Here is a 25019-nt window from a genome sequence, read left to right on the forward strand (position 1 = left end):
GACATCACCAATACCTACTTAAAGCTTGATGAGGTGTTTATTTCCTTCAATTTTTAATGAATCATTTAGATTTTCCTCAGGCTGAAAGAATAAAAGAATCTTCCAGCTGTTAAGGCTTCTTGGAATTGCTCATTCAATCAGTATAGTAGTACTCCTTAGCAATTTCTAAATGCCAATCATTATCAAAAGGGCGCACCTATCTGTTGAATAAAGCTTTATAGACGAGGAGGTTTTAGGAAGTCGAAGATTTCAATAGTTCTGAAATCCTGATAATAGAGAGAATAAGAACCTGATAATAGATCAGGATGTGAAAATGGAATTTCTGTTATAGGAAAGAAATGGAGATGGCAGCAATGACATACACAGAGCGGTGAACAAGCATCTTCTTCCTGATTATGCTCGTGGCTTTGATTTTCATTTGCCAAATCACGATAAGAAGTGATTTCTTGATCATTATTTATTGATTTAGCATCAGAGCAGGGTATCCCGCAAAGCGTAATCAAATAAATACTCAATATGTAGCATAAAACTTTCACGAAAGCAAAGGTAGAGATTAAATCCATGCAAGGCTATTGCATTTATGCAACTAGGCAAATCAAAAATACTTGTAAACCGAAATCAAAGCCGTTTTTGATAAATCACTCTTAACATATTAAAAATTTAACTTCTCCTAATCGAGCTTCCTGCGAAACAAAACGCATTGGTAAATTTTAAACTGAACTTTTAATCTCCTCTGGAACAAGCTGTCTAACTTCTATATAATCAATTCTCAAAATATCCCTTAAAGTGGGGATAAACTCACACCCCTTACTCAGTCTCCTCCTCGGGAGAAAGATTAAGTATAGATTTCCAGCCATTAGATGCGAGCTAGTCCAATAGCCGAAATCCATCTCAATCGGTACCATTAACTTGAACATTCTTCAATTCTAACGAATAAATGGCGTGCAAAAACAATGATGTCTGATTTAAGGTTGATTACCTGTGATTTTCTGATAACACCTTAAATTACCTAGCTTTTGCTTAGTAGCCTACAAAATAAATCGCAACAAAATGGAGCAATTAGTTAAAGACGAAAAACTTGAATTAAAATATCAACCAGGAAAAGGCGCCTGGACTTACCATATTCAAATTCCGAACACAAAACACATAGTGGGGAAGTGGGGCTCTATGAAGGTTTCAGGGACAATTGACGACTATAAAATAGAGAGTCATAACTTAGCAAAAATAGGAGATCAGGATAAACTCATTTCTATAAATAGCACCATTAGAAAAGCAATCAATAAAAGCGGTGGCGACACAGTAAAAGTAACCCTCTATTTACAAACTTCCAGCGAGCAAATTACCGAAAAGGAAGTTTTAGAAACTTTCAAAGATTCAGGTGTATTGACAGCATTTAAAAAAATGCCAGAAGAAGAAAGAAATGAAATTATCGGGAAAATAATTCCTTTGAAATCAGAAGACAAGCAAGTAAAAATGATTTTGAAATACATTGACCAACTGAGTAAAAATAATAATTAAGCAGACTCCATTTGATTTGCTTTAATAGGATATTTAAGTACCTAAATCAAATTCATAATCCCTCATTTTACAACCTCCACCTCCTTCAAAACATCCAACCCCTCCAATAACCCGTTAATCTTCCGAACATGATTCCCTACAATCCCTTTATAAAACGCTAATTGCTTTTTATCATCAACAATATTTTCATACTGTTTTTTGAGCCTTTCTAACTCCTCAAACGCTTTTAAAACAGTAGGATCACTAGTCAAATCCTCCACATGCATTTGCCCATATTTAGAGACCAAAAATGTAGGATAAAACATATTCACAGCAAGATATTCCTTTGGCTCAGTGGTAAATAATTCATGAGCGCTTTTTGCTCCATAAGATTTTAAGATTTCAATTGCCTCCAGTAAAGATTCTTCCTTATTCTCAAAAACTTCATAGGCTGAATAATGAAGTGATTCAATATCATCTACAACAGTCTGGAAAGTGTTAGGTGTTATGGTATTAGGATTGGCACCTAATTCCAGGAATAGTTTTAACCGCTCAGGATCTTCACTTAATGCCAAGGAATACAAACTAGTAACATACTCATCATCATGAGCATTTATGTTCGCTTTAGCTTCTAAAACCAAGTAACGTACAATATCGTGATTTAACTTGCTGTAATAACTTCCAGTTGCCTGAAATACCGTTTCCTTATTCGAATTCCGAGCATTAATATTAGCTCCTTGGGCAATCAAAGGTTTTATCCTATCCATAAAGCCAGGCCCACTCTTTAAATTCTCATAGAGCTCATCATTCAGGGCTGAACCAAAGTCATATTGCGGTGATTTGCTTTCTTGATTTTCGAAGATGAATTGATTTAGTTTTAATACTTTATTGACTTGTACAAACTTATACAATTATCAACACTAAGACTAAACCTAAAGGTTTAGCCTTCATATAAAATTCATATATTTGAAATCAGTAATTTCAGGATTTAGTCATATCAATTAATTTTAAATGCCAATATTCAATTGAATATAAAAGATGAAATCAATGAAAGCTTCAAACTCAAAAAGCAATCCGAACACCTTTTAGAAGTAGCAAAAAAAGCAGTGGAAATGGCAATAGAACAAGATGAAAATGCTGCCTTAGCTTGGATTAACGAACAAACTAAAGACCTTGAATTAAATTAAAAATGAGCAACAACCTTAACCCCAACCAAAGCGAATTCCTGCTCTACGTTTCCCAGGCGGGGGAAGTAAAGGTAGATGTCCTATTACAAGATGAAACTGTTTGGCTTACCCAAAAAGGTATGCAAGAGCTTTTCGAAAAAGCCAAATCCACGATATCGGAGCATATTAGTAATGTATTTGAAGAAGGTGAACTGGATGAGAAAGTGGTTGTTCGGGATTTCCGAACTACCAGTCCGCATGGCGCTATCAAAGGGAAAACACAAGAAAACACCGTAAGGTATTATAATTTGGATGTGATCATTTCTGTGGGTTACCGAGTGAAGTCACAGCGTGGTACACAATTCCGTATTTGGGCAACCAAAGTTTTACGTGAATTCATTATCAAAGGCTTTGCTATGGATGACGAACGTTTAAAACAAGGTTCTGCCCAATTTGGTAAAGATTACTTCGATGAGCTGCTAGAACGAATTCGGGAGATTCGAGCAAGTGAAAGAAGATTCTACCAAAAAATCACCGATATCTATGCTCAATGTAGCATTGATTACGATCCTAAAGCAGAAATCTCGCAGACATTCTTCAAAACAGTGCAAAACAAACTCCATTGGGCTATTACGGGTCATACCGCAGCTGAAATCATTAAAGAAAGAGCGGATGCTAAAAAACCTCATATGGGTATAACCACATGGAAGAGCGCACCAAAAGGAAAAGTACTTAAAACAGATATTACAACAGCTAAAAATTACCTCAAAGAGAAAGAACTCAAGGACCTCAACCGTATAGTCACCATGTATTTAGACTTTGCGGAGCTACAAGCTGAAAGACAAAATCCCATGAAAATGAGCGATTGGATAAGCAAACTGGATGGCTTTTTACAATTTAATGATTACAAAGTTTTAAAGGATGCCGGTAAAATCTCAGCACAGATAGCCAAACAACTAGCAGAAAAAGAATACCAGAAATTCAGAGTAGAACAAGATAAAAATTTCGAATCTGACTTCGATAAAGAGGTAAAACGCATCACCAAGAAACGGAATAAATAGCATGTAAAACACCTGAGGAAATGCAAAATATTCGAATCAAATCATCCCTTCAAAATTTCAATAAATCAATAAAACCTGTCCTTGTCGATTTAAAGGAGTTAGACAAAAAGGAAATTAGAAGTGACCGGGGATTAAGAAATGCTATCGAGAAAAGAAATACTTTAGATGAACAATTGCAGACTATTTTTACCAAATCATTTTCTGATCCGGATAGTTGGTTATGGAATAATTATGAATCTTATGGCATTGACAAATTTATAGGGTGGCACTATATAGGCAAAGAAGATACTTTTCAAGATAAATGTAATAACATCAATAGAACCTTAAATAACAGGATAGAATTTTTAGATCAATTCTCATCGATACTTCCTCACTTAGATGTCATTCTGAAAAGAGAGCCTTTAATTGACATTGAAAACCCTAATATTGAAGATATTCTTTATCTGATACTTTTCAAATTAAATAATCTAAAAGGAAATAATCTAAATTCTGTCCAGTGGATTTTAGCAGGAAATGGAATTACTCTCCCTAGAGGTGATGATGAATTAAAAGAAATTATTCAAGAGCTTTTAAAGTCTTCTTTCATAACAAACGATTATAAATCATACCAAATTACCATTAAAGGAGAATTGCAACTAGGTAGATGGCAACGATCCAGAGAAAGAAAAACAGTTAAGCAAAATAAAAATTCCATTGATGAAGTAATAAAAGAACTCAAAATACTGGGCCTTGGTCAAGAAATACTATTTAATGAATTAGAAGAACTCAATGCACTAAGTAAGACCTTAAACCAGAAAAATTGGAAGCAATTGGTGAAAGGAAAAATATTTGATCTCACCTTATCAGAAATCATCAATAAGGAAACAGCTTCTTTCATAGTTTCTAAAATCTTACCAAATGAAGATTTTAAATACTTATTATCAAAAGGCAGTGAGAACTTATGATTTATCAAGTTCAAAGTAAAAAACAAACTGAAGGTCCCAGCTCATACCCAAAAACCCCATCGAGCGCGTTGTGAAGCAAAACGCGTTCAACCCGCCAGCTACAGCGAAACAGCCTGCTTGTGCCTAGTCATTTCACAAACCTGCAAATTCCCCAAGGTGGCAAAAAATTAAATCAAACCCACACCACCAGCTCCGTCTCCTTCCCTTTTGGGGAAGGATTAAGGATGAGGCTTTTTGAGAATGAACTAAGAATGGGGGCTACCGTCAATTTTAAATAGTACTTTTATGCATAATGTATCACTTTTCGATACTTTTCGCATAAAATCACTAAAGCGTTCTATCATTAAATTGATGCAGAAATCAACTCAATTCCCTCCCTTGGCAAGCGTGGTGATTGTGCCCAAACTACCTTAATTCGGTCAATAATATTGAATAGCTACAATATGCCTTATATCAAAATACTGTATTTAAGTATTTGCTTAAATAATGAACTTCATTAACTTGCATGCGTTATGGAAGTACAAATAAAGTAACCATGGATAAAAATCAATCATGTATAAGGGTATTGGCTGATGAAGTACAAATTCAGCAATGCAAAGAAAATCTCGAAGAAAACAAAGAATCATTCGGTAAGCTGAGTAGCATCCTGAATTTAGCCGGTAATGAGGTCAGACTGAAAATACTTTACCTTTTAGAACAAGAAGGCCAATTATGCCCCTGTGATCTTTCCGATATTTTGGGAATGAGTATTCCTGCAATATCTCAGCACATCCGAAAAATGAAAGACCGGAATATCATCACAGGAAAACGAAGCGGTCAAACCATTTTTTATGCAATTAATGAAGAACATTTAGAGCTTCTAAAACCCTTGTTTCAGGAAATCACAGTTGGTGACAAAAAAGAAATGATATGACTACGCAGGAAAACTCAAATATTGAATCCAATAATAACAAAAAACTTTTAGGGGCAGGATTAGTATCTGCAATTGCAGCATCAATATGCTGTATCACCCCGGTTTTAGCCCTGGTTTCAGGTGCATCTGGGATTGCTTCCACATTTTCGTGGTTAGATCCTTTGAGACCATATCTAATAGCAGTGACCATACTGGTTTTAGCTTTTGCCTGGTATCAAAAATTGAAACCCAGAACGGAAGAGGAAATAGCTTGTGCTTGTGAAGAGGACGAAAAACCCAATTTTTGGCAAAGCAAGAAGTTTCTGGGAATTGTAACGGTTTTTGCGGTGGTGATGATGGCTTTTCCTCTGTATGCTGATATGTTTTATCCTTCACAAGATCAAAAACAGACTATTGTGGTAGAAACTGATAATCTGCAAACTACCACTTTCGAAATCAAGGGGATGACCTGTAATGGCTGTGCTTCGCATGTAGAGAATGATGTTAATAAACTAAACGGTATAGTGGAAGTAGATGCGAGTTACGAAGATGCTGATGCTATGGTAAAATATGATCAATCAAAAGTAACTAGTGAAGAAATTAAGGCAGCCATAAACGGCACAGGCTATAAAGTAATCAGTCAGAAATAATTATGAAGAAATACGATTTATTTGTAATTGGCTCTGGCATGGCAGGGATGAATATCGCCAATCGCTGTGCCTCTAAAGGATTGAAAGTAGGCATAACGGATGAATTACCTTATGGTGGTACTTGCGCTTTGCGCGGTTGCGATCCGAAGAAAATTATGCTGGCAGCTACGGAATTAAGGCATTTCGCAACCAATTTGGAGGATAGAAACATCTCTGATATTCCGGAAATTTCATGGAAAGCTGCCATGAAAAGCAAACAGGAATTTGTGGAAATTATGCCTGCAAAATTAGAAAAAGGCTATGAGAAAAATGGGGTGGAGACCTTTCATTCTTCTGCCCGCTTCATAAAGGAAAATCAACTGAAGGTAGGAGATGAGATTATAGAAGCAGCTAAGATTGTGATTGCCACTGGAGCGAAAGCCCGTCATCTTGATTTTCCCGGTGGAGACTTAACACTCACAAGTACCGACTTTTTAAACTTCGAAAACCTTCCTAAATCTCTCATATTTATAGGTGGTGGCTATATAGCTTTTGAATTTGCCCACATGGCTGCTCGCTATGGCAGTAAAGTGACTATTATTCACCGGGGAGAGAGACCTCTAGAGAATTTTGATCCTTTTATTGTGGAACAAATCACTAAAGCCACGGAAGAATTAGATATAGAGTTAATACTTAACACAGATGTCAGCAAAATCGAAAAATCGGAAGCTGGATATAAAGTCACTGCAAACCCTGATGGTAATGAAAAGAACTGGGAAGCTGAAGTGGTAATTAATTCAGCAGGAAGGCTGCCTGCTATTTTTGACCTTGATTTAGATAAAGGCAATGTGAAGTTCACTCAAAAAGGAATAGTCGCAAACGAATATCTGCAAAGTACATCAAACCCAAATGTATATGTTGCCGGAGATGCAGCTGCTACTGATGGCAAGCCTCTTACTCCTGTGGCCGTGATGGAAGGTCATATTGTAGCATCCAACATTCTAAAAGAAAATAGCAAAAAGCCTGATTACAGTGCTATACCAACTGTGGTCTTTACCTCACCAGCAATGGCATCAGTAGGACTATCTGAAGAGCAGGCCAACCAAATGGGATTGGATTTCATTGTTAAAAAAAATAGTATTCCTAATTGGTTTACAGCCAAAAGGCTCAATGAAAAGACCTATGCTTTTAAAACGCTCATCGAAAAAGATAGTGGTAAAATTTTGGGAGCACACCTTACAGGACCCCATGCAGAAGAAGTTATTAATCTTTTTGCCATGGCAATTAAAGGAGGCCTGACTTCAAAAGACATAAAAACCATGATCCTTACCTATCCCTCAGCAAGTTCGGATATAGTGTACATGGTTTAATTTTTAAAATCATAAAAATAGAACTCAAATGGAAGTAGTATTAGAATCAACGATAAAATGCCCCAACTGTGGGCATGAAAAAACAGAAGAAATGCCAACAGATGCTTGTCAATTCTTCTATGAGTGTGAAAATTGTAACACAGTTTTAAAACCACAAACTGGTGATTGCTGTGTCTATTGTAGTTACGGAACAGTAGCATGTCCACCGATCCAACAAAACAAAAGCTGCTGTTAAAAAAGCTCCAAAAAACGAACGCATCAATAAACATAATACGTTCGTTTTTCCTTATTCCCATTTAAAGCTTTCTCTAAATGAATTATTAGGCAAAGACCATGCGCCTTGGCTAATTTCCCTACATCCCTTAGACAATCCAAAAAAATTAGCCAAAGCCCATGGCTCCCACAGCCGAAAGCCTTTAATTTCCCTAAAGGGTAAATCAAAGGCCCTCGGCTAACCAACCGCACTTACCCGCACAATCCTTCCCTCGTAGCTTTTGCTTTTTTCTTCTGTTAAGCAGGTAAAGAGGTAAAAAATGCAAAAGGAAGCGGTCTTTTTGGCTCCCAAGCCAAAAAGTTGTTGTTTGATATACCAGCCGCACTGCCAGGCACTATGGTGTGCTGCACTTGGGCTGCGGCAAAGGGTCTCGCCAGCATTGGCTTCAGGCTTTTAAATAAGTGTAAATTTATAAGGTATTTAAAGCCAAAAGCCAACCCCTTCGGGGCATGTGCTGTCATGCCCCTTGCAGCTTAGCCCAATTGCATCACGGCAACCTACCTGGTCTGTTCCTTTAAAATTCCGTAAACTCCATTTAAAATAAACAGCCCCCGGTTGCCAGAGTTAGGCTCGCCTGCGGGCGCCCCCGGGCTGCGGCTTGTCATGGTTTTTGTAGCCCATCGTGACCAAAGCCCCTTCAAATAAAGGCGCTTTGTCACTCCCACAGCAAGTATAATTCAGCCACGCTTTACACATCCCTTTCTTCAATGGCTGTATTAAACTTGCTTTTTCCTTCTCAACAAAAAACCACGCCAAGCCTTGTTCGCTCCGTTACTCTCCGCTCGTGGCTAGCCCCCGTTCCCTTCGGTCACTCTCGGTCTACCACCCAGGGTCGCACTCGCAGACGGCTCGACACACAGCGGATTGCAAACCATTCCGTAAACTCCATTATTTGCAACCGCTCTTCCTGCGTTCACCTTCCCACGTCTACCCGCATTAGTGCCTTGATCAAACTGTTGTGGTAATACGATAGGATAGTATTCCACATCCCTTCCCAAATTCCCCACCACCCGTTTAAGGTGCGGCTTTAGGCCGCATTGAGTTTGCCCCAGGAATTTGGATAAACTTCGATTGGAATTTTGCAGGTAAATATTTCTTCAAAAATTAAATAAAAGAGGAAAGCAAATTAGGGATGAATTGCTTTTTCGGCCGCAAGTCCAAGCCCTTCGGTTTTTTTGAAAAATCTCCTCCGCTCACCAACGGAAGTATTTTCCAAAAAAGACTTGCCCCCGAAGCAATTCCCCCTGAAAGAAAAGCTTTCTCTTTTCTTTTTTTTTCTTTTCTCTTTTGAAAATATTTCCCTGTCGTGTGTAGGTTATTTGATAGGTATTTTTTCATAGCTCACTTTACAATAAACAATTTAATAGCTTTATAGATATGTTGAAAGTAACTAGGACTTTAAAATATTTTCTCCAGCCTTTTATGAGGAGGAGGTAGCTTTCCAAAGCTAAGTTCCTGCCATAATTCCTACTTTCCAAAAAAGCTCTTTAATGGCTTTCTTGCTTCTGGAAAGTGAAAAAATCAATCCAAACATAGTGAAAGTTACAGGCATGCGGATGAGAAAGATGCAAGAGTTCGCTTTGCCGGCTACAAAAAAAATCTCCTCCGCCAGATGGCGGAAGTATTTTTTATGTGCTGCTCTTGCATCTATCTCACCGGTCCTGTGTGGATGCGCACTATGTTTAAATTAATTTTTAGAGTGCGCATCGCCAGCCGGTGGTTGGTGACGTACGTTCGTCTTCGTCCAGCGTTTAGTTTTACGCGGTTCAGTGTTCAGTCTGAAGGTTATTATTTCCTTCGGTTTTTGTGGTTTGAGATTAATTTCTCGCCATTGCCGTTTTAGTTTTATTGCCTGGTGGGTTTTGCCTGCCAGGTTTTTATTTTTTTGTTAATTCAGCTTCGTTATTCCTTTAGCAACTATTACCAACGCTGACCGATTTATGACTTTCTTTTCTTAAGAGCTTGCCATTTTAAGTAAGTTCCCGAACGCCACAACCACTCTAGTGGACCGTATAAAAAATACTTGAGCCATATTCTGCTCAATAGAATCTGGAGAACAAAAATGATGATACCGAATACAAATAATTCTGTGGCACCCCAACTACTGAAAACTGATCCAAAAGCCCATGCAGAAAACAAAATGGCACCAATGACCCCTTGCATTTCATAATTGGTTAGCGCCATTCGACCATAAGGAGATAATACGTCAAGGTATTTGCTAAAACTGCTGGTATTATACAGAATAATAAATCCCATCCCCAAAGCAGCTGAGAAAAATACTAAATTGAGATCTCCCAAAGTTTTAACCACCAACATCATCGCAGGTATATATTCATCACCCGGTCTCATTAATGATCGCACTTCTACAGCAGGAAAGAGGCTTTCAATCCAATTCACGAATAGGGCAGCTACTGCAAAACCGACAAACAGGAAAAGATTCCGTCTTTTTCTTTCACCCAGAGTCTCAAAAAAGCGGATTCTACCCACAACCAATCCTAAAATAAACAAAGCAAAAGTAAGATAGCCTCGCCCATACATACCAAACTGATAGTTCAGCTTCCCTTCAAATCTTTCAGCATAATTGTGCTTTACAGAATTAATAAAAGAGGGGTTTTGGATATGCGCTGGAATTTCCCTTGCTTCAGGAGAACCGCTTTCAGTTGGGTTTTCTGCAGTTTGCGCTTTCAAGTTACTATTATGAATCCTAGACTGGATAGCTCGAGGCGTTCCAATTAGCAGAAGAGCAGCCACCAGTAGTAAACTCCAGTTTCTCAGAGAATATAGTGGGATGAGTAAAAGTCCAAAAACGGCATATATGGAAATGATTTCAATACTGTAAAATGAATGGCCAACTACTCCAATCAGTAACAAAATGAACATCCTCCATATAAATCGCTTTCTAAAATCTATCCCTTTCTTGGCTGCCCTGTCCATCTGAATAAAAAAACTGAGTCCGAAAAGAAAAGCAAAAATATTGATAAACCTGCCCATAATCAGATTACTGCCAATCCATTGAATCGTTTTATCCATTTCCGGAAAGCGAGTTTGAGCTTGCTCAACTGAAACTTCAAATATTCCGAAATTTTGCAACATATGCATCAGAATAACACCCAGAAGAGCAAAACCCCTTAAAGCATCTAGGACTGTAATTCGTTTTAAAGGTTGGGTTAATGTGGTGGGCTGACTTACATTTTTCATTTTGATACACTATTTTTATATAACAAATGTAGTGTCCTCAATTCATCTCTTACTTATACAGAATACAGCTTAACCTACCAATTTTACTGTTATACTACTTCATGATGTGAAGGCTTTCTAGCCAATCCTTCACTTCACCTTTTACTTCCTTGCGTTTTTCACCCTCCATTACAAAATAGATTCCGTCTCTTTCTACTCCACCTTTAGTCGAATAGCCTTCCAGAATGGTACTCTCAGGACAAAGCTCCTTTACGGTATTAAAACTACTTCCAACTCCATACCCAGCATTAGTATTAAATGGGATGACTGTTTTACCACTAAGATCATATTTGGTCAAAAAGCTTTTCATTGGGGGAGGTAATTGCATATCCCAGGTCGGGAATCCAATGAAAATGATATCATACTTTTGGATATTTTTAATTTCAGTTTTGAGAGGAGGTAAATAGCTAGTTTCATTTTCTTGGTCCACTTGCGAAACTATAGCCTCATAATCTTCCGGATAAGGTGTTTTCAACTCCAATTCAACAATTTCCCCACCGACTTCCTCATAAATCATCTTGGCAACAGCCTGAGTATTATTCGTTCTGCTTAGGTACACTATTAGCACATCATCAGACTTAATTGCTTGATCCAAGGTCTTATTTTCATTAGCCTGGCTGCAAGCACTAATAGGTATAATGAATAAAATACCGACCAAGAGATAATTAAGAAATTGCATTACACTATAGTTATTTATGCTAGTCACTTTGCTTATTTATCACTGTCGCCACCTAAGAGCTTCGTAAAGGAAAGAGCGCTAAGCTTCCAGTTTCCATCTTCTTTCACATATACCTCAGTCACTTCGAAAGGATTAGTGACTTCATTTCCACCGACTACAGCTAAAAGTGTAATGTTATTCAATAAAATGGCGGTATTTCCCATTACATTAAGCGATACTTCTTTGACATCTGCTTTCTTATACCAAATACCCCCACTTTCAATCACACTAAGTTCCTTTTCCTTGCCCCAGCTTCCTCCCATGTGGACGAAGACTGATTGCTCATGAAATAAATCATCCAGTTGACCTACATTTTTATCCGCCATCCAATCCCATTTCTTTTTGGATAAATCCATGATTTCCTTTTCTACATTTTTTGTATTGGAAACAGTTAATTCAATACTATAAAATTCTTCCTCCTTTACCGGTTCAAGCCATTCTGTAGGCTCATTACCTGTAATGGCAAGGTAAGTAACTCCTGTCTGAGGGGTGGCGGCATGCCAATGTGCTACTCCAGGTGCACATTTCACAACATCTCCTTCTTTTACAGTTTGCACTTTCTTGCCCCTTTCCTGATAAAAACCGATGCCTTCTGTGATAATTAATTGCTGTCCGGCAGGATGCTTATGCCAATCGAGTTTTGCTCCTTTAGCAAATACAGCTTGTACGATACTATAATCAAAGGTTTTATCAGCATCACTCACATGATAGAGCCAAACATCCCCACTGTGGTGTACATTAGGTGCTTTTTCTCCTTTGGGAAATGTTGAATCATCTTGTGCATTTACTTGCATGCAAAGCAATAAACTGAATAGAATAGCGGAATAATTTATATACTTTTTCATCATAACTATATTTATATTTCAATTCGTAGTGTATTAATACTTAGTCAAGTCCTTTTTCTTGTAGCCAATTGAACATAAGCTCGGCAATCTTTTCATTGTTTAAATCTGACATTGGGAAGTGGCTATTCCCTTTAATTCCAATATCTGGCAAATATATCAGGGTCACATCCCCGCCATAATCATTGACTACATCTCTCCATTTTTTAGCCATAGCCAATGCTGCCCTCCACTGCTCTTGCCCTGGATATTTCACAGGCGCTGTTGGAATATAATCACCGTAATAAATAATAATCGGGATCTGTGTTAATTTCTTGAAATCCGACATGGAAACCCCTCTGGCGCTCAACTTTCCACCAACATATGATATGGGTTCTGGTATTTCATTTTCAGGAAAAACAAAATTACTGCCCGGCTCATAGGAGACAATGCCTTTTATATTATCATTTTGAAGTGCAGTTAACCATCCCTGACCTCCACTATGCGAGTGAGTTACCAATATGCCAGCACCAACTTTATCAAATAATGCGGATACTGCATTGATGTTAACTTCTATGTCGAGAGGGCCAGTATCTGGTGTCATCTGTCTGTAAAATTGGTTTAAAGCCAGTGAATCTTGAGGAAACTGGCTTCCTTTGAAAAACTCATTATCAATTCCCAATCGGAAAATCCCAAACCAGAGCTGATTATCAGGTTTGGCTGTAATAGTAGTGGGTTCTGTACTTCTCCCTGCTTTTCCTCTCCTTGGTTGATCAATCAAATAAACAGGAAATTGCTTCTTAAGAAAAATATTCTGAAAACCTTCTCTTCCATCTGGGGTCGTCTCCCAGGTTTTAGCAGATTGCCCGTAACCATGCCAGAAAATCAGTGGCAGCTTACGTTTATCCTGTGGGATTTGATAGAATACATAAGCGTGATCGCCATGCAAAGTCTGTCCTTGTGAGGCTTGATTGGAAGGATTAAAATAACCATGGCCTATCGGGTCAAAGGTGCCTGAAGCTTTTACAATTTCTCCACCGACCATAAAGCTACCTTGTTCCTCAATAATTAAGGGTTGCTTTTGTGCATGACTTGAAAAAACAGTCATCATCAGAACAACAGCAAGAAAAGCAAGAAATGAAATGTTATTTTGATAGTGCATAGTATCCTTTTTGGTCAACAAGCATAATTTACATAATTATTTGAGAAAATTTTGTTCGTCAATCATTAGCCAAGTCCTTAACTTCAATTATGAATGACAGCTGCTACAAATTTGAACCTCTTCTTAATGAGATTACTTATACATTCTACTGCTATTCTTACCAATTTTACGGATTCAACAATTGAGTCGCAGGAATTAAAAAAGTATTGTATTAGTTTTGATAAAAAGTAGTTGTTATGGACGAGATACAAAAATTTGAAACTGTTAGCCAATACAATGCATACAACAATCATGAAACACTACACCCTCTGGTTACAGTTGTGGATTTCTCAAAGGCTCATCCAAGGTATCTAAAAAAGACATATTTCGGTCTGTATCTTGTACTCTTGAAAGAGATAAACTGTGGGGATCTAAGATATGGAAAACAAACTTACGATTATCAGGAAGGCACTTTGATATTCGTTGCACCGGGGCAGGTCATTTCAATTGATAATAACAACCAACTCTATCATCCCAAAGGACATGGAATTGCCTTCCATCCAGATCTTATCAAGGGCACTTCACTGGGTAAACACATTGATCACTATTCGTTTTTTAGCTATAAGGTAAATGAAGCACTGCATGTTTCTGAACGCGAGCGAAAAATGGTAATGGACTGTTTTTCCAAAATCAGCTATGAACTAGAGATGAATGTTGACAATCACAGCAAAAAATTAATTACCTCTAATATTGAATTGCTCTTAAATTATTGCGATAGGTTTTATGACCGCCAGTTCATTACCCGTGACAATGTGCATAAAGGAATTTTGAAAAGGTTTGAAACTTTATTGAATGCTTACTTTTCTTCTGATAAACCCGAAACTATTGGCTTGCCTTCTGTGGCTTATTGCGCAGATGAACTCAACCTATCATCAAACTATTTTGGTGATTTGATTAAAAGGGAAACTGGTAAAACTGCACTTGAATTCATTCAGCTTAAGTTAATTGAAGAGGCGAAAGAAAGAATCTTTGACCCAAGTAAGTCACTAAGCCAAATTGCTTTCGACCTGGGCTTTAAATACCCACAACATTTTACTCGCGTTTTTAAACAGCATGTAGGCGTATCTCCAAAAGAATATCGGAATATGAATTAACCCTAATTCGATTAAAAACAAAAGACCGTAGCTATGAACTACGGCCTTTCTTATTGATTTTCTTGACCACCCATTTCATGGCCAAAGACATACAAAAACTAACTAATGCTCCTACAGCTGCCAAGATACAAGTCTTGATAATATCAGCACTTTGCAAATTGACTAGCACTGTTAGGATTGTTCCACCAGCGGTGCCTGCCTTACCGTGGACTTGCATCTCCCTTGTTTTTTACCTCAGGCAGTGGAGGTATTTTGACCTCATCATCCACCGTTACCTGACTGACTGCAGTCAGGACACTGGCACCAACGGTTAGATATCCTGCAACTGTGATCAAGCCAGCTGGCAATGTGATGGGCGCTCCTAAAATAGCACCTCCTGCAGCTGCTAATATCAAGCCGACTGTCCTTAATTTTCTAAACAACTTTGGAGTGGGCTTCTTCGCCCTTTCTAAAATATTCATAGCTGATTTCTCTTTAATAGTGATGTAAATATGATTCTGGTTCTCTTTGGCCTCTTCAAAGACTTCCAAAAGCCTGTCCATGGCTTCACTCGATCGTATTCCTTTTCCTATTCCTTTTAGCTCCGAGACTGGTGCAATGCAGCCTTCCAGTTCTGTCCGGGCATCATTCGCAGGATGGATTAAAATCCAACTCCTTCCAGGAACACTTTTCAATATCAGGTGAAATCCCCTTTCATGGGTAATCCTCTTTTCTAAAAGATATCTACCTTCAGGAATGCAACTGATATTTAATTCATTGTCCTTCCAGGGAAGTTCAATGGTATGACAGATTTTTTCACTGCCATACCTCAAGCTTCCATTGGTTCCACCTGACCTATAATTTCGAATAAGTTCAAAACTCATTTCCAAATTCTATAAAGGTCCAGGAATAGTATTGTCAATCTCTACCAATGCAAGAGCATTGTACGCACCGTTTTTAAGCGGGTACATAGTTCCATTTACTTCCTGCAGGAATTCCACCCCAAAAAGTAAAAAAATAGGTTGGTCTCCTGTGCTTGGAACCGTAGCGGTCAACGTGATAGCGGCCTCCGATTGCGGACCAATAGCGATTTCATTACTTTCATCTGTGTCCAGATTAAAAGTTTCCTCTTCAAAATCCACCTTACTTGCAGCTGCCACAAGTCGCATGTGGGATGCACCACCCGGGGCAGCAAAAGTATTCTGCGGGATGAAATCAGGAATCTCCACTGTTGCCTCACCACTTGCACGGTCAATAGCTGCCGTAAAAGGCGCATACATGGTTGCATTCAGCTTTCCGTTTTGATTAAACTCAAAACCCTTCAGCAGCTCAACAGCACCTTCACTAGCCGTTCTTTGTCCTCTATCGTTGGATGTATCGCTTTTCACGACCTTGACCATTTCTCTGGTCATTCGGCTGGCCACTCTACCATCAGCCGCCTTCAAAAGCAACGGGCGAACCGAAGTCCTCAAAAGCCTTCCAGCCTTTCCGGCTCTCCCGAATTCAGCGCCATTCTCTCGAGTCCGTTGGAAAGCTGGATCATTCTTCATCCGCTCTTTGTCAATACCTCCTTTTTCTCTGGCCAAGTATCCATCTTTCGTTTTGTAGAAAGACAAATCTCCGATTTTGCCTTTCAGTTTGATAATTCCCTTTTGTCTTGCCATAATTGAAAAATATATTTGATGAGCCACCAAAGTATTCCCCAAATGAGCGTTTGTCAAAAACTGGCTTCCGTTAAAGGTCGTGTTGACTGCATTGGCAAAATATGACAATCAAGCTTTCTAAAAATTAGCTATATTAGAGTATATCAAAGCCTAGGATAAAGTATGGATAAAGTATCAATAAAATATGGAGAAATGATCTTAAAAAGAACCGTCATATACCCCAAGGACATACAACGCATTACAGGCAAAAGCGAGCGCACCGGAAGACGAATATTAGAACGTATAAGAGAGCAAAAAGGAAAAGAGAAGCATCAGCTCATCACAGTTTCCGAGTTCTCAGATTACACCGGAATAGATGCTGAAACAGTCCAGGAATACCTCACCGATTAAGCCAAATTTTTAGGTTCGAATCCAGAAATTTTCCGCCTTTTATTCATAAAATTTGCCCTTTTTTGTGTATATTTAACATATCAAAGAAAGGGTCTTTGATAACTGTTGCTTATTGAATCACTGATACAAAATCGAACATTTGAGACTAAAATAGTGGTGAACAATTAGGTGAACAGCAAATACTGTAAAAACTTAACTAACTGAATTATAGAGGTTAATATCATAGGGTCGCAATCCTGCCACCCCGACTATTAGAGTTTAAATACTCACAAAAACCCCTTAAATTCAGTTTTAAGGGGTTTTTTATTTTATTTGTTTTCAAGTAATATCAATAAAGCATTATTGTATTGAGAAACTTCTCCCAATATATATTCAAATACTTAGTCTATTTCGTATTTCCCCTTAAGATGTACTCTTAACAAATGTTTTATAATTTCAAGTCAGCCCGGCCCATAGATTCCCTTGATACTGCGAACGAACTTCCAATTCATACTGGTTTTAGATCTGATATTCCTTACAGGATTAATGCTCGTAGGATTAATTGCAGAAGACAAATTTATTTAATAGAGAAATTCGCGAACTAATCAAGAGGGCTTACTGCGTATTGTTGATATTTTTAGTGTCACGGAAGTAAAACATCATACTGATTTATTTTATGATTATTTCAGTGAAGAAATAGATACTCGCAGGAATCGGAAAGTTAATCAATTATCTTTGTGTAAGGACGCAAGAGTTATTACTTCACACAAAAGAATTCAAAAAGAAATATTACCAGTGATGAGCACCAACCATCCTAAGCAGTTTTCATATCTTTGTTGTCCTTCCTGAGTTTAGTATCTATCTGTTGAAATTTCTCATACAGGAAAGATTCAACAGAACAATATCCCCTTCATTACCATCTATAATTGAGGTAGCAATTTTATCAGGTATTTCTTTATCTCCATTCCTATTATGAAGAGGAACGGGTCGATAATTGAAGCCAGAATTCCTCTATTCGAAGTATTGCTTTTAAAAAATCGTCCATGTCTAAAGGCTTTTTGACGTAACTATTGCTGTGGTTTTCATAAGCCTTATCAATATCCTTGGGATTGGAAGAAGTAGTTAACATTACCACAGGTATTTTTTTCAAATCTTTATTCTCTTTTATGCTCTTTAAAACCTCATGGCCATTATAAATGGGAATATTGATATCAAGAAGAATTAAATCGGGCCTTGCCGCATTGGAGTATTCTCCTCTTTGAAAAACATAATCTAAAGCTTGCTCGCCATTTTTAACAACATTGATTTCTGTTTTAATTTTGCTTTCTTCAAATGCTTCTAAAGTAAGAATTATATCCCCTTCATTATCTTCTACTAACAAAATATTAGCTGGTTTCATATTGATCTAAAATTACAATGTTACATTTCATAAAATGGCAGCACCTTTTGTCAATGAATATAAAAAGTTGCTCGAATGAGCATATTCAAGATAAGCAAAAATTTGGCTTCGTGCCAATTCTATGATGGTGGATGATTAACAGACGTAAAATTACAGATAATAAATTACTTTGGCACAGTAAAATAAAAAATTGCGCCCCTACCTTTTTTAGATTCAACCCATATCTTACCTCCCCAAGATTCTACATGTTTCTTGGCAAGAGATAAGCCGACACCTGTACCTCCATATTCATTACGGTTATGCAGTTGTTGAAATATTAGAAATATTTTATCGAAAAACTTAGGGTCAATTCCAATACCATTATCTTTAATTGAAAAGCGCCATCCCTCTATTTTTTCTGTTGCATCAATTTCGAGCTGGGGAGCTGTTCCTTCTTTTGAGTATTTAATGGCATTGTCTAGTAGCAAGTGCAGTACCTGAGTAAACCCATCTTTTCTGACATGCAAAACTGGCAATTCATCTGCAGCAATAGTTACCGATTTTTCAGAGATAACTTTTGCTCTTAAGTCTATAAAATCTGAGACTAATTGATTCACATCAACCTTTTCAAGAGATTCAGTTGTTCTGCCTGCTCTTGAATAATCCAACAAATCCAGGATAATCTGCTTCATCCGTGTTGCCCCTTCTGAAGCAAAATGGATATATTGGAGTGCCTTTTCATCCAACTGACCTTGATATTTGGTATTCAGTTTATCCATAAAACTAGATACCAGCCTTAAAGGCTCCTGCAGGTCGTGGGATGCCACAAATACATATTCCTCAAGTTCAGCATTCTTAAGCTGTAATGCATCCTGACTTTTCTCAAGTTCATTCCTTAGTCTGTTCTGCTCATTGATATGGTTTTCTAATCCAATGAAAATTTTAGGAATGAGCGCTGATGACAGGTAGCAAACGAAAATAACATTAGAACTAACGGCAACCCATTCATTGACAGAACTCATATCAACATTATACTCAAAATCCCAAAACTCGAAATGTATAATAAGACCAAACATTACCGATATTAACAATACGAGATGACTCCACCAATAAGCATACTTATTGTCAAAGATAATGATAGAGAAAACACATGCTGCATAGAAGTAAATCAAAACCGAACCTGAAGAAGGCGAGGTAAAAAAATTTAACATGGCGGCAAAAGCATATACGGTTAAAGAAAAAATCAATTTCCTCACCTTTACTTTAACGCTTGGCGCAAATGCAATAAATAGCATAAGGCCAATAGTGACAAAATGCAGTAATGTTATATACTCTTTATTTTCAAATGTGATTAAAAACAAAGACGGGACTAACGCAATGAAACAAAGAGGCAGTACAAAAATCATGGTGGTGGAAAACAAGGTGTTTCGCCAATAATTTACACTGTCTCCAGATTCTACATTGCTTAGAGAACAATTCCTTCTAATAGTATCCTTATATTTTTGCCAAATATTTCTCATCAAGCTTTTGGTATAGTAAAGTAAAATGTAGAGCCTTCCCCTCTAGTTGATTCTAATCGAATAGTTCCTCCCCAGGATTCTACATGTTTCTTAGCAATAGCCAAACCTATACCAGAACCAGAGAATTCATCTCTATTATGAAGCCTTTGAAAAATAATAAAAATCTTTTCAAAAAACTTAGGTTCAATTCCTATTCCGTTGTCTTCCACTTTAAATTGCCAAAAACCGTCAAGTTCTTCGGCATCAATTTTTATAATTGGACGTACTCCCTTTCTTGAATATTTAATGGCATTATCAAGTAAGCAATGGATCGTTTGGGTCAAGGGTGCTGGATAAGACTTTACAGTAGGTAAATTATAAACCTCCAGCCTAACATTTTTTTCGCTGATTGCCTTTTTTCTTAATATTTTGTAGTCATCCACAATTTTTTTCGTGCTGACCTTCACTTGAGACATATTCAATTTACCGGCTCTAGAGTAATCCAATAAATCCAAAATGATCGTTTTCATACGCTTAGCTCCATCAGTAGCAAAACCAATATATTGAAGTGCTTTATCATCTAGCTGATCTTCATATTTTCTCTTTAATAAATCCATGAAACTAGTTACCATTCTTAAAGGCTCTTGTAAATCATGAGAAGCGATATAAGCAAATTGCTCTAACTCCTGATTAGTCAATTCTAATTCATTAGTATATTTCTTTAAAGAATCATTTAGTTCAATAAGTTTTTCTTCAGCTTTTCTTCTCTCTGTTATATCAAGTATAATTGCTAAAAATGTTTTTTTGTTGGTTTCTGTCACTAATTGTAGATGTACTTCAACAGGATAAAGGCTTCCATTTTTTCTTTTGTGGTTTGTGAAAAAAACAATTTTCTCTTTTTCATTATTGATCAGAGGTGCAACCAACTTAACAAAAGATGCTTCTGTAAACTCTGGCTTCAGATCAATGGGAGTAAGTGACTTCATTTCGCGTTCTGAATAGCCGATATTTAGTAAGGCTCCTCTGTTGACATAACTAAACTGTAGTGATGTAGGCTCAAACATATAAATTTCATTCAAGCTATTTTCCAAAGTTTCCAATAAACTATTCTTTTGTGCCTCTGTGATTTTCCGCTCATGAATGTCCTGAAAACTTCCGTACACACGCTGACATTTTCCATCTATGAATTCCGCATTCCCGATGACCCGCACCCAACGTTCCTGTTTTTTAGCTGTAATAATTACCGCTTCAAAATCGAAACCTTTACCGGTCTCTATCGCTTTCGTTATTCTTTCATTCACCAACTGACGAAAATCTTTCCTATAGAAATTGATGCTTTCTTGAAGATCATGCTCAAAGGAATCAGGATCTATCTCGTGCAACTCGTAAACGGTGTCTGACCAGTATAATTTATCATGCACCATATCAATTTCCCAGCTACCAATTCTGGCCAAATCAGTTGCCAGCTCCAATAGTTCTTCGTTTTTTACTTCTTCCGTAATGTCCAGCGCTACAGAATTATATACCACTGTTCCGTCTCCGAAAAACTCAGGGGTTCCTAGACCCTGGATAATGCGCTTTTCGCCATCGGGCCTAATAATTCTATATCTCATAGACCACTTCGATTGATTATCTATTGAGTCTGTGATGCTTTTTTTTACTGCCTGAAAATCACCTCCATCTTTTACTTGATTCCAGACCAAATCAAGGTCTTTTGTGACTGCTTCAGGACTATAGGACCAAATTTTCTCTGCTCCCCTACTCACATATTTAAATTCATCTTTGCCAGCGGGGTGAATAAAGTATTGATAGACTACGCCAGGTATATTGTCCGATAAATTTTGAAGTCGGCTTTCAGCTTCCTTGCGGTCAGTGATGTCTTCGCAAATTGCTACCGTTTTAAGGGGCTTCCCTTTTTCATCTCTAATGAAGGCTACGTGTAGGCGGACCCAAACAATAGTCCCGTCTTTTTTTACATAACGCTTTTCATTTCTATATTCCCCTTCTCCATGAGCTGCTTTACTGAATAATTCCCAATCCTTCTCCCTGTCATCCGGGTGCGTAAGTTCCACAAAAGACATATTCATGAGCTCATCAGCGGTATAACCAGTGATAGCTTCGTAATAGGAATTAGCTAAGCTGATTTTTCCTGTTAAAGGATCAACTTGTGCTATTCCCAAGGTAGCAATATCAAAAATAGTCCTGAACTTTTCTTCACTTCTAACTACTCCTAATTCTGCTTCCTTGCGATCAGTGATATCCTGAAAACTGCCAATCAACTTCACGCATTTTCCTTCAATGTACTCGGGGCTAGCTATTACCCTGATCCATCGTTCTTCGTTTCTAGTTGATATTATAGCAGCTTCATAATCTAAGTAAACTCCTTCATTGATACTTTTGTAAATTTGATCTTCAACAAATGGTTTATGTTCTTCCCTATAAAAATCAATTGCGCGTTCAATAGTTGGGTTAAAAGAATTTGGATCCGTTTTGTGCAACCGGTGTACCTCTTCCGACCAAAAAAGATCATCTTCGATCAAATCATATTCCCAGCTTCCAACTTTGGCCAGATCACTTGCTTGTTTATTGAGCTGGCTTAACTTTTTCTCTTGAGTAATATTCTTAGCTGAAGAATAAATCAGCCCTTCATCAACATTTGCTTTGCAGCACCAGCTCAACCATATCAATTCGCCTGATTTTGTTAAAAAGCGTACATCAAATCCAAAATTACTCTCGCCTGCTTCTAGTCGCTCCAATTCTTTATAGGCTTTATGCAAATCATCTGGGTAAATAAATTTCTCTAAGCTCTGATAAAGGATCTCTTCTTCTTCATACCCTAAGAGCTCACAACCTGCTTGGTTAATGCGTAAGAATCGTCCTTTAAAATCTCCTACGCTCACTATATCAGGAATTGCATCATATAAATGGCTTAATTCATTTTCCAGCCTCTTACGGTTTATTTCTGATCCTATAAAATGTTCAAGTTCTTCAAAAAGCTGGATGTATTTTTTCAAATAATTCGCTTTGTTCTGAGTCCCTATCAGAAGCACTCCAACAATTTGATCGTTTAATCTTAGAGGAATACCCAATGCAGTTTGTATGCCTGCTTTTTCTGCTGCCTTTTGTCGTGAAAATTGAGATTTCTTGTTGATACCGTTCCATAACAATGTTGATCTTTTTTCCCATACTGCGCCAGGCAGTCCTTCTCCAAGTCTAAATGACCTAACATTGTCACTTAATTTATAGAAGTTATTTGCTTGAGGAGATGCAGAGGTTTTGGCAATTAATTGAACAAGGGTATTTTCAATATTAGGCAGCCATAATTCCGCAAAGTCAAACTGACCATATTCACACATGGTTTTGCATAAGGCATTTGAAGCAGAAAACAGGTCACTTGCAGAGGAAAAATCCAAACTGATATCCGCCAATAATTCTTTTTGCTGTTCCTTCTGCTTTTGCTCGGTTACATCCTGACAAACCACTAGCATACATTGACGATCGTTGAAATCAAGTTTGTGCCCGTTGACTTCCATTTGAATAAGCGTGCCATCCTTTTTGATGTGAGTAAATATGCCGATATAGATATTTCCTTCTACTCTTTTTGTATTTAAAAGGGCCTTGATAAGCTTGGGAACTTCTTCTGGCGGTCGTAGGTCTTTTATAGTAAGTGCAAGGAATTCTTTTTGTGAATATCCATAATGATCAATGGCTGCCTTATTAACATCAAGAATATGAAGATCATCCACATCATACATCAATGAGGGAAGCGGATTAAAATAGAAAAAATTGCTGTAATCAGGCTTTTTCATCTTTAATAAACAGTTAATTCTTAAGGATCCACAGTTATAATTCTGACTAGCGTGGCCACTTCTCAGACCTAGCTTTCAGTCGCTAGAATATAAAGTACGAATTTTAAAGCAAAAAACTAAAATGTTTAAAAAGAGAAAATAGGAAAGCCGCAAATAATTATTACTTCTAAAATACAATGTTTTAAAAGTTTAATTAGAACCATTTTACTAGGATCACAATAAGATCCTGATATTAACCGGTTCCTGTAAACATCTTGAATTTAAGTTCTAAATCATCGGAAATTTTGAAAAGTCAGGTATACTTTCACCTCTTCATTAGGTGATTTAGCTGAATTCGATATATTTTTAAGGTGAAAGTGTACTCATTGCTCAGCTCAAATAATTAAACCAAGAAAAACCGAATACATTATGTCCGGCTTTTCTGATTTATCAAAAATAAGTATTACCACATACTTATACCTGGCTTGTTCTGGTCAAACAATCTTATTCCTAGCACAACTTCATGTGAACCACTGTTGTATTGAGAAACTTCTCCCCATTTGTATTCAAATGCATATCCTATTTTATATTTTTCTTTAAAGTGAATACCCAACATATTAACAAGCGTATTATCATTTCTGTAGGAAAGCCCAGCCCAAAGATTTCCTTGATATTGAGAACGGACTCCCAGTTCGTAAAAAGCAGGTCTTGCTTGATCAAGCCTGACAAACGTATTGGGAATGATGTCAAAGTCTTTATTAATTTGAAATCGATAACCTCCCATAATATGATGCCTGCCGTTACTGATATTATTTTTGGTATCTTCATTACCACTCAGTTGTAATTCGGAGGCTTCCATTAAACTATAGGAAACATAATAATCAGGTGAGTACAAAGAAATCCCAAAATTAGTGTGTAAAAACGTATTGGAATACCCATTTTCCATTACCGATTGGTAAGTTTCGTCTGTTGACTGATCTTTTACCCATAAATCCGATAAATCAATTTGATTATTGTAAAAACTTGGCGACAAACCCAAGGAAAAATAAGTTTCTTTAAACACAGGAACATGAACAGCATAGGTAAAGGACACCTCAGCTTGTCTATAGTAGCCCTGATTTTGTAAAATCACAAATCCTCCGACTCCATGCTTTAAGGATTGTGCAAATTCGCTTCTTTCTTTGTCTCCATCAAACTTCAAGGTACTATAAGCACTCAGATAATTAGTTTGTGGCGCTTTTTGAAAACCAACCCATTGTTGGCGAAAACCAGCATTAATATCCAGAAAGTCATTCACCCCCGCCAATGAAGGGTTATAAGCAGGTAAATTTTGAATGTATTGACCCAACAGAGGGTTTGTTTGTGCCTTTATCAATCCAATTGATAAAGCATTTATTACGATTAATATGATGATTTTTTTCATGATTATCTTATTTAT

At 37.4% G+C, this 25019-nt stretch carries 26 protein-coding genes; 10 read left to right on the forward strand and 16 right to left on the reverse strand.

Annotated elements, in window-relative coordinates; all coding sequences use genetic code 11:
* Positions 1–215: 215 nt before the first annotated feature.
* Positions 216–563 (reverse strand): DUF6660 family protein, encoded by a 348-nt coding sequence (locus tag Q3Y49_RS00940; protein ID WP_303270336.1) that lies wholly within the window; start codon positions 561–563, stop codon positions 216–218.
* A gap of 487 nt (positions 564–1050) precedes the next feature.
* Between Q3Y49_RS00940 and Q3Y49_RS00945 the strand changes: the two genes are divergently transcribed.
* Positions 1051–1518 (forward strand): DUF1905 domain-containing protein, encoded by a 468-nt coding sequence (locus Q3Y49_RS00945; protein ID WP_085517238.1) that lies wholly within the window; start codon positions 1051–1053, stop codon positions 1516–1518.
* Between the two features lie 62 nt (positions 1519–1580).
* Here the strand turns inward: Q3Y49_RS00945 and Q3Y49_RS00950 are convergent, their stop codons facing one another.
* Positions 1581–2408 (reverse strand): ankyrin repeat domain-containing protein, encoded by an 828-nt coding sequence (locus Q3Y49_RS00950; RefSeq protein ID WP_303270337.1) that lies wholly within the window; start codon positions 2406–2408, stop codon positions 1581–1583.
* Between the two features lie 114 nt (positions 2409–2522).
* Between Q3Y49_RS00950 and Q3Y49_RS00955 the strand changes: the two genes are divergently transcribed.
* The 7 genes from Q3Y49_RS00955 (at position 2523) to Q3Y49_RS00985 (ending at position 7794) form a co-directional block, all read left to right on the forward strand.
* A complete protein-coding gene (locus Q3Y49_RS00955) occupies positions 2523–2684 on the forward strand; it encodes a hypothetical protein (protein ID WP_303270338.1) in 162 nt (53 codons plus the stop codon).
* Between the two features lie 2 nt (positions 2685–2686).
* A complete protein-coding gene (locus Q3Y49_RS00960; protein ID WP_303270339.1) occupies positions 2687–3724 on the forward strand; it encodes a virulence RhuM family protein in 1038 nt (345 codons plus the stop codon).
* Between the two features lie 20 nt (positions 3725–3744).
* Positions 3745–4668, forward strand: coding sequence for a hypothetical protein (locus Q3Y49_RS00965; RefSeq protein ID WP_303270340.1), 924 nt, complete (start codon positions 3745–3747; stop codon positions 4666–4668).
* Positions 4669–5203: 535 nt separating this feature from the next.
* Positions 5204–5581: an ArsR/SmtB family transcription factor gene (locus Q3Y49_RS00970; protein WP_041650451.1), complete on the forward strand. Its 378-nt coding sequence runs from the start codon at positions 5204–5206 to the stop codon at positions 5579–5581.
* Positions 5578–6210, forward strand: coding sequence for a mercuric transport protein MerTP (gene merTP / locus Q3Y49_RS00975; protein ID WP_303270341.1), 633 nt, complete (start codon positions 5578–5580; stop codon positions 6208–6210). Before Q3Y49_RS00970 ends, merTP begins: the two co-directional genes overlap by 4 nt.
* A 2-nt stretch (positions 6211–6212) precedes the next feature.
* On the forward strand, positions 6213–7559 hold the full coding sequence (locus Q3Y49_RS00980; protein WP_303270343.1) for a dihydrolipoyl dehydrogenase family protein: 1347 nt from the start codon (positions 6213–6215) through the stop codon (positions 7557–7559).
* A gap of 28 nt (positions 7560–7587) precedes the next feature.
* Positions 7588–7794 (forward strand): GDCCVxC domain-containing (seleno)protein, encoded by a 207-nt coding sequence (locus tag Q3Y49_RS00985; RefSeq protein ID WP_303270345.1) that lies wholly within the window; start codon positions 7588–7590, stop codon positions 7792–7794.
* Positions 7795–8069: 275 nt separating this feature from the next.
* On the opposite strand, the gene Q3Y49_RS00990 is transcribed toward Q3Y49_RS00985, so the two are convergent.
* From Q3Y49_RS00990 to Q3Y49_RS01020, 7 genes are all read right to left on the reverse strand, one after another.
* Positions 8070–8213, reverse strand: a complete 144-nt coding sequence (locus Q3Y49_RS00990) for a hypothetical protein (protein WP_303270346.1) — start codon at positions 8211–8213, stop codon at positions 8070–8072.
* Positions 8214–8621: 408 nt separating this feature from the next.
* The gene (locus tag Q3Y49_RS00995) at positions 8622–8840 is read right to left on the reverse strand and encodes a hypothetical protein (RefSeq protein ID WP_303270347.1); all 219 of its coding nucleotides are present in this window, start codon (positions 8838–8840) and stop codon (positions 8622–8624) included.
* A 97-nt stretch (positions 8841–8937) separates the two neighbouring features.
* Complete coding sequence (locus tag Q3Y49_RS01000) at positions 8938–9171, reverse strand: hypothetical protein (protein ID WP_303270348.1); 234 nt, start codon at positions 9169–9171, stop codon at positions 8938–8940.
* A 600-nt stretch (positions 9172–9771) separates the two neighbouring features.
* Complete coding sequence (locus Q3Y49_RS01005) at positions 9772–11031, reverse strand: DUF418 domain-containing protein (protein ID WP_303270349.1); 1260 nt, start codon at positions 11029–11031, stop codon at positions 9772–9774.
* Between the two features lie 94 nt (positions 11032–11125).
* Complete coding sequence (locus Q3Y49_RS01010) at positions 11126–11749, reverse strand: flavodoxin family protein (RefSeq protein ID WP_303270350.1); 624 nt, start codon at positions 11747–11749, stop codon at positions 11126–11128.
* Between the two features lie 32 nt (positions 11750–11781).
* Positions 11782–12633 (reverse strand): DUF4440 domain-containing protein, encoded by an 852-nt coding sequence (locus Q3Y49_RS01015; RefSeq protein WP_303270351.1) that lies wholly within the window; start codon positions 12631–12633, stop codon positions 11782–11784.
* Between the two features lie 40 nt (positions 12634–12673).
* Positions 12674–13771: an alpha/beta hydrolase gene (locus Q3Y49_RS01020; protein ID WP_303270352.1), complete on the reverse strand. Its 1098-nt coding sequence runs from the start codon at positions 13769–13771 to the stop codon at positions 12674–12676.
* Positions 13772–14007: 236 nt separating this feature from the next.
* Between Q3Y49_RS01020 and Q3Y49_RS01025 the strand changes: the two genes are divergently transcribed.
* Positions 14008–14904: a helix-turn-helix domain-containing protein gene (locus Q3Y49_RS01025; protein WP_303270353.1), complete on the forward strand. Its 897-nt coding sequence runs from the start codon at positions 14008–14010 to the stop codon at positions 14902–14904.
* Between the two features lie 31 nt (positions 14905–14935).
* Here Q3Y49_RS01025 and Q3Y49_RS01030 read toward each other — a convergent pair whose 3' ends face one another.
* Genes Q3Y49_RS01030 through Q3Y49_RS01045 form a run of 3 tightly spaced genes read right to left on the reverse strand, consistent with a single transcriptional unit; the run spans position 14936 to position 16655 of the window.
* The gene (locus Q3Y49_RS01030) at positions 14936–15121 is read right to left on the reverse strand and encodes a hypothetical protein (protein WP_303270354.1); all 186 of its coding nucleotides are present in this window, start codon (positions 15119–15121) and stop codon (positions 14936–14938) included.
* Positions 15105–15767 carry a DUF5675 family protein gene (locus tag Q3Y49_RS18700; protein ID WP_367892466.1) on the reverse strand — a complete coding sequence of 221 codons (663 nt, stop codon included), beginning with the start codon at positions 15765–15767 and terminating at the stop codon, positions 15105–15107. The genes Q3Y49_RS01030 and Q3Y49_RS18700 overlap by 17 nt, the downstream gene beginning before the upstream one ends.
* 9 nt (positions 15768–15776) lie before the next feature.
* The gene (locus tag Q3Y49_RS01045) at positions 15777–16655 is read right to left on the reverse strand and encodes a hypothetical protein (protein ID WP_303270355.1); all 879 of its coding nucleotides are present in this window, start codon (positions 16653–16655) and stop codon (positions 15777–15779) included.
* A gap of 54 nt (positions 16656–16709) precedes the next feature.
* Here Q3Y49_RS01045 and Q3Y49_RS01050 point away from each other — a divergent pair, with 54 nt between their 5' ends.
* Positions 16710–16937, forward strand: a complete 228-nt coding sequence (locus tag Q3Y49_RS01050) for a hypothetical protein (RefSeq protein ID WP_303270356.1) — start codon at positions 16710–16712, stop codon at positions 16935–16937.
* 949 nt (positions 16938–17886) lie between these two features.
* Here the strand turns inward: Q3Y49_RS01050 and Q3Y49_RS01055 are convergent.
* The 4 genes from Q3Y49_RS01055 to Q3Y49_RS01070 all read right to left on the reverse strand — a co-directional run bounded on the left by Q3Y49_RS01055 (position 17887) and on the right by Q3Y49_RS01070 (position 25004).
* Positions 17887–18315 carry a response regulator gene (locus Q3Y49_RS01055; RefSeq protein WP_303270357.1) on the reverse strand — a complete coding sequence of 143 codons (429 nt, stop codon included), beginning with the start codon at positions 18313–18315 and terminating at the stop codon, positions 17887–17889.
* 164 nt (positions 18316–18479) lie between these two features.
* The gene (locus Q3Y49_RS01060) at positions 18480–19814 is read right to left on the reverse strand and encodes a sensor histidine kinase (protein ID WP_303270358.1); all 1335 of its coding nucleotides are present in this window, start codon (positions 19812–19814) and stop codon (positions 18480–18482) included.
* Positions 19814–23602 (reverse strand): PAS domain S-box protein, encoded by a 3789-nt coding sequence (locus Q3Y49_RS01065; protein ID WP_303270359.1) that lies wholly within the window; start codon positions 23600–23602, stop codon positions 19814–19816. The genes Q3Y49_RS01060 and Q3Y49_RS01065 overlap by 1 nt, the downstream gene beginning before the upstream one ends.
* 442 nt (positions 23603–24044) lie before the next feature.
* Complete coding sequence (locus Q3Y49_RS01070) at positions 24045–25004, reverse strand: PorP/SprF family type IX secretion system membrane protein (protein WP_303270360.1); 960 nt, start codon at positions 25002–25004, stop codon at positions 24045–24047.
* Between the last annotated feature and the right edge of the window lie 15 nt (positions 25005–25019).

It is taken from the genome of Marivirga harenae (assembly GCF_030534335.1).
Classification (GTDB): domain Bacteria; phylum Bacteroidota; class Bacteroidia; order Cytophagales; family Cyclobacteriaceae; genus Marivirga; species Marivirga harenae.